Raw genomic sequence first — 10,773 nt, forward strand, 5'->3', positions numbered from 1 at the left:
ACTCATGCCCATTGTGGAACAAAGAGCCAGCTTGTAACCATGGAGCCCTGGGCAAGGGTTCGACACAACCGTGTTTCTATCCGAATGCGGTGGCAAGGCGCCCTGGGTAGGGGACTATGCTGTGCGCAGGTGTCGCTGCGCACAGAGCCACCAACCCACCTGATCATCAGAGGGTGTTACTCCGTGCGTCAGCCTCTTCATCCAGACTGACACATCCACATCTCCGCGAATAGGTCAAGCCATGGACAACTCTGTCTTTCGGTCGAACGTCATCGACTGCACCACCATGACGCTAGCCCATCTTGCTGAGCCCACCGAGGAGGCAGAGCGCTTCGAGGTCTCATTCAACTCTTCCATATGAGTTGAACCAATTCCAGCATGAGTGCCTCCATTGTTCCGTTCCGACAATTCGTGCTGAAGATCGCGAGCAGATGCGATCTGGCGTGCGACCATTGCTATGTCTTTGAAGCCGCGGACCAATCGTGGCGATCAAAGCCGGTGGTGATGTCGGACGAGACGATCGGCCAGGTCGCGCGGCGCATCGCCGAGCACGCGCGCACGCATGCTATAGAACGTCTGCACGTGATTCTGCACGGCGGCGAGCCTTTGCTCGCCGGTGTGCCCAGAATAGAGCGGATCGCCGCGGAGTTGCGTCGGCAACTCGACGAGGTGACCGATCTCGATCTGCGGATCCACACCAACGGCGTTCTCCTCACCGATACATTCTGTCGTCTTTTTCGACGTTATGACATCAAAGTCGGCGTCTCGCTCGATGGTGACAAAGCAGCGAACGACCGGCATCGGAAATATCTGAATGGGCGCAGCAGCCACGACAAGGTGGTCAAAGCGATCAACCTGCTGCGGCGCTCATATCCGGAAATCTATGCGGGAATCCTCTGCACGATCGACGTTCGCAATGATCCGCAGGCGGTGTATCGCGCTCTGAAAGAGCTCGATCCGCCCCGCATAGACTTTCTCCTACCGCATGCGACCTGGGACGATCCCCCTTTGCGGACCCCTGGGCAGGAAACCGAATATGCCGATTGGCTGCGCGTCGTCCATGATATTTGGCGGGCGGACGACCGGCCGTTCTCGATCAGGATGTTCGACTCCATCGCGCTCATGGCCGCCGGTGGATCGAGCGGGACCGAGTCCCTGGGGCTGACACCGAGCGACCTCGTCACCATCGAGACCGACGGCTCCTACGAGCAGGCCGACTCGCTCAAGATCGCCTTCGACGGCGCTCCGGCGACCGGCCTCGACGCCGCCGGGCACTCCCTCGACGACGTGGCCGAGCATCAAGGGGTGCAGGCCAGGCAGCAGGGACTGCACTCGCTGAGCGCCACGTGCCGGAGCTGCTCGATCGTCGAAAGTTGCGGCGGTGGCCTCTTCGCCCACCGCTACCGCGCCGGCAACGGATTCGACAATCCCTCGGTCTTCTGCTCCGACCTGCGCGTCCTCATCCCCCACATTCAGAACTGGGCCCGGCCGACCCACGAGCTGACGCGGGCGACGTTCGAACGCTTCGCCGCCGCGACCGCCGGTCCGGCCGACCTGTCCCAGTTGTCCGCCGCCCAGCGGAGTCTGACCCGGATGCGGGTGTCCAAGATCGGCGCCGGCCGCGCGGGCAGCGCCGAATGGAAACTGCTGAGCCGGCTGGACCAGGAGCACCGCGCCGCCGTCGACCGGGTCTTCGACTACCCCTACGTACGCTCCTGGGCGCGCCAGGCCGTCGGCGACGACCAGCACCGGCCCTACCTCGCCTCGGTCGCGATGGCGGCGGCCCTGTTCGCCGGTGTCGCGGCCGAAGTGGCCGTTCCGGCCCGTGACGGTTTCGTGCAGCTGCCCGGCGTGGGCAGGATGAGAGTGGCCGCCGACGGCCCGATCACGGTCGTCACCGCGGGCGAGAAGTCACTGGCGATGCGCGGGGTAGACGGCCGCTGGCTCGACACCGAGGCGCCCGAATGGGAGCCGGTGCGCTCGATCGCGATGCCGGACACCGAGCTCGTGTTCGACGACGTGGACCCCTATCGTGACTGCTTCGGCGTGCCGCCCCGGCAGCGGTTGCGGCAGGAGGAGTTCCTCTCCTGGCGGTGGACGTTCGAGCTGACGGACGAGCTGCTGCGGGCGCACCCGCGGCAGTCCTCCATGCTCACGGCGGGAGTGCAGGTCATCACGCCGTTGTCGGGCGCGCGGGACGCGTCGCACTTCAGCCGTCAGGCCTTCGGCGCGGTGGGAGTCTCCGACCCCGCCGACCCTGCCACGCTCGCCGCGACGGTGACCCGAAGCTTCTACGGCGCCCAGCTCGGCGCCCTCTTCGACATGTTCGGCGTCACCATCGACGACCCGGGCGTGGAGAGCCGCCTGTACGAGGTCTACGGTGAGCTGGCGACACTCGGCTGGCAGGGCCCATCCTCCGGCCCGGGCGAGCTGATCACCGCATTCGACGCCTTGAGCGCCCGCGACCTACCGGAGCTGGCGAAGCTGCTGGTCGAGACGGCGCGAGACAGCCTGGTCGCGCGGTGACGGGGGCCGCCCATGACCACCCGATCGCTGCCACGCGAGCGCACACCGCGAACTGAAGGCCGCCGGTTCGGGCTCGCCCTTCCCACGGCGGCCCGAACGGTTTTTCGGCCGTTCCTCGTCGGCACGAACCGCCGCGCGCCCTCCCACACCGCCGCCTCTCTGGCCGCCCAGCTTCGCGAACTAGGGCTGGAGGAGGGGCAGACGATCCTGGTCCACACCTCGCTCAAGGCGATCGGCCGGATGAAGGCGGGGCCGGCCACGCTGATGGACGCGCTCCTCACCGTTCTCAAGCCGCGCAAGGGCACGGTGGTGGTGCCCACGTTCACGTCCAGCAACTCGACCACCTCCCACGCCTACCGGGAGGCGATCCGCGACCTGTCGGGCGAGGACGTCGATCGTCACCACGACAACATGCCCGCGTTCGACGCTCGCACCACCCCGTCCGTCGAATGCGGTCGGTTCTCCGAAGAGGTGCGGACCCACCGCGGTTCGGTGCGCAGCGACCATCCGCAGACGTCGTTCGCCGCGGTGGGCTCCCATGCCCGCCGACTGATGGCGGATCATCCCCGGGATCACCATCTGGGCATGCTCTCTCCCCTCGGGAAGATGGTCGAGAGCAAGGCCATGGTCCTGCTCCTCGGCGTCGGCTACGACCGGTGCTCCGCCTTCCACCTGGCCGAGTACACCTACACGGAGCAGCCGCTGACAATGCTCTACCGATGCAAGGTGACTGACGCCGGAAAAGCGTCGTGGTTTCAGTACAGCGACGTGCTTCTTGACGATTCGGACTTCGCCCTGTGCGGCACCGATATGGAGCGCTACGTAAAGGTGGTTTCGGGCATGGTGGGTGACGCGGACAGCCGGATCTTCCCCATGGCCGATGCAGTCCAATTCGCGGAGCAATGGTTTCGCGAGAAGCGCCCCCGGATAGAGAAGGGTTAGACTCAACCGCCTAGGGAGCAACTCGATTCGTACGGCCCGGCGTGCCGGCGCAATGTGCGTGTGGAGGCGCGGGTGGCCAGTATCTCCAGCTCGGGCGAGCACCATCAGCCATACTTCTTCCTCAGCTACGCGCGCACTCCGCGGATCTCCGCGAACGACCCCGACCCCAACTTGTGGGTCACCAAGTTCTACCGGGCTCTGTGCCAGGAGATCATGCAGATCAGCCGCCTGCCGGCCGGGGCCTCGCCTGGATTCATGGACCAGGAGCTGCACGTCGGGGCGGCCTGGAACGAGCGGCTGGCCAAGGAGCTGGCCATCTGCCGCGTTTTCGTCCCGCTTTACTCGCCGCGCTATTTCGACAGCGAACCGTGCGGCAAGGAATGGGCTGCATTCGACCTGCGCCGCAAGCGCCATATGGGTCAGGGACCGGATCTGCCTGAGGTCGTGGTACCCGCCTTCTGGATTCCCGTCAGGCAGGACGAGTTACCCAGGATGGCTCATCCGATACAGTTTCACGACTCCGCCCTGGGGACGCATTACGAGGAACGCGGCATCTACGGCCTGATCAAGTTGAACAGATATCGCGATCATTATAAATCCGTCGTCGACACCCTGGCCCACCGTATCGTCAATCTGGCGAAGAAGACGCCGTTGCCACCGGGGAAACCGTGTGATTTCGCCTCGCTGAAAAGTGCTTTCGTGCCCGACCGGGGCCGCAGATTCCAGATCGTGGTGCTGGCGCCGACCCGCGACGCGCTTCCGCCGCACCGCAGTCAGCGGCAGTACGGCGCCGCCGCGACCGACTGGAATCCGTACTATCCGCAGTGCGACCAGCCGATCGCCTCCCTGGCGGCGGACATCGTCCGCGATCTCGGCTTCGAGCCGGAGCTGTGGTCGTACGCCGAGCAGGGCGAGGACCTGCTGAGGCAAGACGGGCCCGCGTCACCGGGCGTCGTTCTTCTCGATCCCTGGGTCGTTCTCATGCCCGGGTACCAGGCGGCTCTGTCGTACCTGCGCCGCAGTAGCCATCCCTGGGTGGGGCTGGTGATCCCGTGGCACGAGGACGACGAGCAGCTCGCTGCGGCCACGGACCAGATCAGAGCCGGCCTGCGCGCCCTGGCCCCCACGCGGATCGAGCGGGGGCGGCTGCTGGCCAGAGAGGCGGCCAAGGGGACGCTGGCGTTCGGTCAGTTCGCGGCTGCCCTGCGGCAGGTGGTCTTCACGGTCTCCAAGCCCTACCTGCGTGACACCCCGGCCTTTCCGCCGCGACCGGAGCCGGGAGACCCGCCACCCAGACGCAGGGACCGAATCACATGGCAGCCACCAGAGAATCCGGGGGAACGTGATGACGGAAGCGCGTAACGGGCGGATCATCACCTTCTACTCCTACAAGGGCGGCACGGGACGCACGATGGCCCTGTCGAACGTGGCCTGGATCCTCGCCGCGAACGGGCACCGGGTGCTGACCGTGGACTGGGACCTGGAGTCGCCGGGGCTGCACAAGTTCTTCCGCCCGTTCCTCGACAGCGACAAGATCGTCAGCACGCCCGGTGTCATCGAGCTGATCACCGAGTACGCCTGGGCCGCCCGCAGGAACGAGTCGCGCCCGGACGACTGGCACCGCGACTACGCGCGGGTCCGGCAGCACGTGGTGTCGATCGACTGGGACGACTTCCCCGGCGACGGCTCCATCGACTTCCTGTCGGCCGGGCGGCAGAATCGCGACTACTCGTCCCTGGTGGCCCGGTTCGACTGGGACACCTTCTACGACAGCTACGGTGGCGGGCAGTTCCTCGACGCCATGCGCGACGACATGAGCGCCGAGTACGACTACGTGCTCATCGACAGCAGGACCGGCGTGAGCGACATCTCCGACATCACCACGGAGCATTTCCCCCACGTCCTCGTCACCTGCTTCACCCTGTCCGACCAGAGCATCGAGGGCGCGTCCGACGTGGCTACGCAGGTCGCCGACCGGTTCCCGGCCAGGGGGATCCGCATCCTGCCGGTGCCGATGCGGGTGGATGACGCGGAGAAGGAGAAGCTGGACGCCGGGCGCGCGTTCGCCAGGAGCAAGTTCGCGCGTTTCCCGACGGGCATGAGCCGCGACGAGGCGATCACGTACTGGGGCGCGGTGGAGATCCCGTACAAGCCGTTCTACGCGTACGAGGAGACGCTGGCGACCTTCGGCGACGCGCCCGGTTCGCCCGCCTCACTGCTGGCCGCCTACGAGCGGCTCGCGGACGTGATCACCAACGGTGAGGTGCGCGGCCTGCCCGCCATGAAGGAAGAGACCAGGAAGCACTACCGCGACCTGTTCCGGCGCCGGCGCCCGGCGACCTTCATGGACGTCTACATCAGTTACGTGCCGGAGGACCGGCTCTGGTACGACTGGATCAAGGCGATCCTCGTCGGCGTCGGCCTGCGGGTCCATCCGCACCCCCTGACCAGCCAGGACGAGGAGGGCGCCCAGAGCCCGATCGACGACTCCGCCCGCATCCTGGCGCTCCTGTCGCCCGCCTACCTCCGTTCGGCGCAGGCCCGTGAGATCTGGCAGTCCATGTCGGGCATCCAGCTCACGGAGTCGCGCGGGCAGCTCATCCCCGTCCGCATCGCCGACGTCCGGCTGCCCATGCCGTACGCCGACCCGACGCCGCTGGACCTGGTCAGCCTGGAGGAGGAGCAGGCCATGACCGCGCTCCTGCGCACCCTCGACCGGCCAGGGCAACCGACGGAGACCACCGGCACCGTGAGCAGCCCCCGCTACCCCGGGCGTCAGCCGACGGTGCTCGACCTGCCGACCAGGAACGCGACGTTCACCGGGCGCGGCGAGGTGCTGCAACGCCTGCGCGAGCAACTCGTCGGCGAAGGCGGCGGCTCCCAGACGGTCGTGACGCAGGCCGCCCTGTACGGCCTCGGCGGCGTCGGGAAGACACAGCTCGCCATCGAGTACGCCCACCGCTACATGGCCGACTACGACGTTGTCTGGTGGATCTCCGCCGAGCAGTCCGAGCTGCTGAACGGCGCCATGGCGAACCTGGCGGTCAGACTGGGCCTGCGCGTCGGTGACAACGTGGCCGAGGCCGCCCAGGCCGCCCGCGACGCACTGCGCCGGGGCGAGCCCTACAAGCGCTGGCTGCTGATCTTCGACAACGCCGACAACCCGGTCGAGCTGCGGGACTACCTTCCGGGAGGGCCGTCCGGCCATGTGCTGATCACGTCCCGGCACCAGGCATGGGAGCAGGCCGCGCTTCCGCTCCAGATCGACGTCTTCACCCGCGAGGAGAGCCTGGAGCACCTGCGGCGGCGGGTCCCGAGCATGACCGACGACGAGGCGGGCCGGGTCGCCGAGGCTCTGGGAGACCTGCCGCTGGCCATCGAGCAGGCCGGCGCGTGGTTGCAGGAGACGGGGATGGACGTCGACGAGTACGTCGAGACCCTGCACCGCCAGCCCGCGGCGACGCTGGCGCTCGGCGAGACGCTGAACTACCCGAAACCGGTGGTTTTGACGTGGAACGTCTCGTTCGACCGGCTCAGGGAGCGCTCCCCCGCCGCGGTCCGCCTGCTCGAACTGCTGTCCTATTTCGCACCGGAGCCGGTGTCCCTGTCCATGTTGTACGGCGACGAGACGGTCAAGTGCCTGCTCAAGTACGACGACACCTTACGCGACAAGATCATGATCGGCCGGCTCGTCCGTGAGCTGAGCCGGTTCGCCCTGGCCAAGGTCGACCAGCGCGACAACTCCGTCCAGGTGCACCGGCTCGTCCAGGCCGTGCTCCGTGACCGCATGACGGCAGACGAGCAGGAGGACACCATGCACGACGTGCACCGGATCCTGCTCGGAGCCCGGCCGCGCGAGGGCGACACCGACGACCCCGAGAACTGGAGCAGGTTCGACGAGATCTGGCCGCACCTCGCACCGTCCCAGGCGGACGACTGCGACGAGGAGGAGACGCGCCAGCTCCTCATCGACCGGGTTCGCTACTGGTGGAAGCGCGGCGAGTTCGACCGCGCCTTGGACATGGGGCGGCGTCTTGAGGAACGGTGGATCAACAAACTGGGCAACGTGGACCGGCAGACCCTGTTCCTGCGCTTCCAGATGGCGAACGTCATGCGTCAGCAGGGCAATTACCAGGAGGCCTGCGACCTCGACCGGGCCATCATGCAGGACCAGCTCGACGTGCTGCCGAAGCCGCACCCGCACACGCTGATGACGGCCGCGGGGCTGGCGGCGGACCTGCGGGCGCTCGGGCAGTTGCAGGAGTCGCTGCAGATGGAGCAGGAGTCCTACGACCAGACCAGGGAACTCTTCGTGGACGACCATCCACGGACCCTGACCGCGGCCAACAACCTCGCGGTCGCGTTGCGGCACGTGGGCCAGATCAACGAGGCCAGACGGCTCGACCAGGAGACGCTCGACCGCCGGCGGGCCGTCATCGGGCCCGATCACCCGTACACGTTGTCGTCCCAGCTGAGCCTCGCCCTGGACATCCGCGAGGCTGGCGAATACCTGAAGGCGGCGGAGCTCTTGCGGGACGTCCTGAACCGGTACCAGCGGGTCCTCGGCAACGACTTCGTCGACACCCTGCGCGCCGCACGCAACCTGGCGGTCGCGCTGCGCAAGGCGGGCGCTCTGACGGAGGCCAGACAGCTCACCGAGGCGACGCTCGAACGGTACGTCCAGCATTACGGGACGGACTATCCCGACACGGTGATCTGCCGGCTCAACCTCGCGGGCGACCTGGGCGACGCCGGCGACTGGGAGGGCGCGCGCCGGCTCGCAGAAGAGGTCCTGGACACCTTCGAGACCACGCTCGGGCCGACGAAGCCCTACACCCTCATCGCGGCCAACAACCTGCTCATCTACCAGCGCGAGATCGGCGACGTCGCGAGCGCCTACTCACTCGGGACACAGACCCTGAACCGGTTCACCGAGACGCTGGGCAAGGAGCACCCCTTCCGGCTCGTCTGCGCCATCAACGTGGCGAACTGCCTGGCCGACCTCGGCAAGTACGACCAGGCGGAGACCATGGAACGCGAGTTTCTGGCGGCGCTGCGCGGTGCCCCGGGACGAGGCCTGCTCCATCCGGACACCCTCGCGTGCGAGGCGAACCTGGCGATCACCCTGCGCGACCTGCGCCGCGCCGACGAGGCACGTGAGCTGCGCGAAGCGGTGCTGGTCCACCTGCGCCGAGTGCTCGGCGAGGCCCATCCGCTGATCAACGCGGTCCTCGACTGGCGGCGGGTGAGCCGCGACCTGGACCCGCTGCCGTGGTGACGAACGCCCCCTGCCCACGCTGAGCCGCCCGTGCCGAGCCGCCCGTGCTCAGCCGCCGGCGGGGGCCAGGCCCGCCAGCCACGGAAGCAGGTCGGGCAGCACCTGCAAGGCGTGGAAGTGCGCGACGCCGCGCTGAATGGCGACACTGGCGGTCGGGATGCGCTCGGCCAGCCAGCGTGAATGGCTGGCGGGCGAGAACACGTCCTCGGCGCCGTGCCACAGCAGCGTCGGCACGGTGATGTCGGCCGGGTCGAAGCCCCAGGGCGAGCAGAACGCGATGGCGTCGTCGATCCAGCCGTCCGGCGACTTGCGCAGCGCCTCGGCGTAGTTCTGCACCAGCATCAGCCGGATGGCCGTGTCGGCCACCACCTCCCTGTCGGCCTCCGTCAGGTCGTCGTAGATGGCGTTCACCAGCTGCACGGGGTCTTTCCTGATCGTCTCCGCGGCCACGACGAGCCGCGGCGTCAGCTGCGCCAGGCCCTCCATCGCCGTGAGGTATTCCTCGATGTTGCCCTTGGCCATGCCGTCGAACCAGTCGAGCCCCTCGGCGCCGTGCGGGGCCAGGCCCACCAGCACGGCCGCCCTGGTCACCCGGTCGCCCAGCAGCGCCGCGCAGGCCAGTGCGTGCGGCCCGCCGCCCGAGCGGCCGACGACGGCGAAGCGGTCGAGGCCGAGCCGGTCGGCGATGGTGGCCACGTCGGACGCGACGTCGCCCACCTGACGCCCGACCTGCCGGTCGGAATCCCCATATCCCGGGCGGTCGTAGGTGATGAGGCGAATGCCGAGGCGGTACAGCAGCCCGTTTCTCGGCAGTGGCCCTACCCTGCTGCCCGGAGTGCCGTGAAGATAGAAGACCGGGATGCCGCCCCGAATGAGACCCCGTTGCGCGACCGCGAGCCTACGACTGCCGTCGGCAGAATGCACGACGATCAAGATGCGCCCCTCCAGCCGAGGCTCCCCTGCCCCTGCCTTCAGTATGAGGAGTCGCCGACGCCCTGCAAGAGGGAACCACACCCGGTGACGCCGGGTGGTCACCCACCCGGCATCACCGGCTCCAAATCAGAGGCCGAGTGCCCGCTTGAGCGCCGCCTCGCGGGTCCGGCGGGTGCGTACGCTGAGAGTGGCGTCCGGCACCATCATCTCCGAGCCGTGGAACGCTCCCGGGTAGAGGTGGAACTCGGTGGAGACCCCCGCCTGCACCAGACGCTGCGCATAGCCGAGGCACTCGTCCCTGAACACCTCCAGCTCCCCCACGTCCACGAACGCCGGCGGGAGGCCGGACAGGTCGGTGGCGCGGGCCGGGGCCGCGTACGGCGGGACGTCGTCGGTGCCCATGCGGTCCCCGAGCAGCGCCGTCCAGCCGAAGAGGTTGGCCCCCCTGTCCCAGACCACGGCCTCGGTGAACTCGTGGCTGGAGGGCGTGGTGTTGCGGTCGTCCAGCATGGGGTAGACGAGCAGCTGGAACGCGATCTCGGGCCCGCCCCTGTCCCTGGCCAGCAGGACGGTGGCGGCCGCGAGGCCGCCGCCCGCGCTGGCGCCGCCCACCGCGAGCCGCGCGGGGTCGATGCCGAGTTCGGCCGCGTTCTTGGCGGTCCAGGCGAGGCCGGCGTAGCAGTCCTCGACGGGGGCGGGGTGCGGGTGGTCGGGGGCGAGGCGGTAGTCCACGGAGACGCCGACGACGCCGAGCCGTTCGACGTAGCCGATCATCAGGGCGTCGTCCATCTCGGGCGCACCGATGATCATGCCGCCGCCGTGGATCCAGTAGAGGGCCGGTCTGTCCTCCCCGGGCTCCGGCGGCTGGTAGATCCGCAGCCGTACGTCCGGCTGCCCTTCGGGCCCTGGGACGGTGCGGTCCTCGATCGTGACGCGCGTGTCGGGCGGGGGCGCCGCGGCCAGCATCGTGGTGATCTGGGCTCGCTGGTCAGCGAGCTCCTGGTACGACATCGTGGACCAGTCGAACGAGACCAGCGGCGTCTGCTCGATCGCGGCACGGAGCTCCGGATCGAGGTTCGGGTGGAATGCCATGC

The 10,773-nt window shown here is 68.1% G+C and carries 6 protein-coding genes; 4 read left to right on the forward strand and 2 right to left on the reverse strand.

From position 1 onward, the window contains the following. The first annotated feature begins 378 nt into the window (after window positions 1–378). From AB0C27_RS04895 to fxsT, 4 genes are all read left to right on the forward strand, one after another. Window positions 379–2,526 (forward strand): FxsB family cyclophane-forming radical SAM/SPASM peptide maturase, encoded by a 2,148-nt coding sequence (locus AB0C27_RS04895; RefSeq protein WP_357837880.1) that lies wholly within the window; start codon window positions 379–381, stop codon window positions 2,524–2,526. Between the two features lie 12 nt (window positions 2,527–2,538). Beyond that, window positions 2,539–3,468, forward strand: a complete 930-nt coding sequence (locus tag AB0C27_RS04900) for an AAC(3) family N-acetyltransferase (protein ID WP_357837883.1) — start codon at window positions 2,539–2,541, stop codon at window positions 3,466–3,468. 72 nt (window positions 3,469–3,540) lie between these two features. After that, a complete protein-coding gene (locus tag AB0C27_RS04905; RefSeq protein WP_357837886.1) occupies window positions 3,541–4,830 on the forward strand; it encodes a TIR-like protein FxsC in 1,290 nt (429 codons plus the stop codon). Next, window positions 4,814–8,746 carry an FxSxx-COOH system tetratricopeptide repeat protein gene (fxsT, locus tag AB0C27_RS04910; RefSeq protein WP_357837889.1) on the forward strand — a complete coding sequence of 1,311 codons (3,933 nt, stop codon included), beginning with the start codon at window positions 4,814–4,816 and terminating at the stop codon, window positions 8,744–8,746. The genes AB0C27_RS04905 and fxsT overlap by 17 nt, the downstream gene beginning before the upstream one ends. A gap of 48 nt (window positions 8,747–8,794) precedes the next feature. Here fxsT and AB0C27_RS04915 read toward each other — a convergent pair whose 3' ends face one another. Both AB0C27_RS04915 and AB0C27_RS04920 read right to left on the reverse strand, forming a co-directional pair. Then, window positions 8,795–9,781 (reverse strand): alpha/beta hydrolase, encoded by a 987-nt coding sequence (locus AB0C27_RS04915; RefSeq protein WP_357837892.1) that lies wholly within the window; start codon window positions 9,779–9,781, stop codon window positions 8,795–8,797. A 24-nt stretch (window positions 9,782–9,805) separates the two neighbouring features. Next, a complete protein-coding gene (locus AB0C27_RS04920; protein ID WP_357837895.1) occupies window positions 9,806–10,771 on the reverse strand; it encodes an alpha/beta hydrolase in 966 nt (321 codons plus the stop codon). Window positions 10,772–10,773: the final 2 nt, after the last annotated feature.

This window comes from Nonomuraea sp. NPDC048882, assembly GCF_040649755.1.
Taxonomy (GTDB): Bacteria; Actinomycetota; Actinomycetes; order Streptosporangiales; family Streptosporangiaceae; genus Nonomuraea; species Nonomuraea maheshkhaliensis.

Bases quoted from the DNA above. Each gene is read 5' to 3' on its own strand.
- AB0C27_RS04895 (WP_357837880.1), top strand. From the start codon at position 379: ATGAGTGCCTCCATTGTTCCGTTCCGACAATTCGTGCTGAAGATCGCG.
- AB0C27_RS04900 (WP_357837883.1), top strand. From the start codon at position 2,539: ATGACCACCCGATCGCTGCCACGCGAGCGCACACCGCGAACTGAAGGC.
- fxsT (WP_357837889.1), top strand. From the start codon at position 4,814: ATGACGGAAGCGCGTAACGGGCGGATCATCACCTTCTACTCCTACAAG.
- AB0C27_RS04920 (WP_357837895.1), bottom strand. From the start codon at position 10,771: ATGGCATTCCACCCGAACCTCGATCCGGAGCTCCGTGCCGCGATCGAG.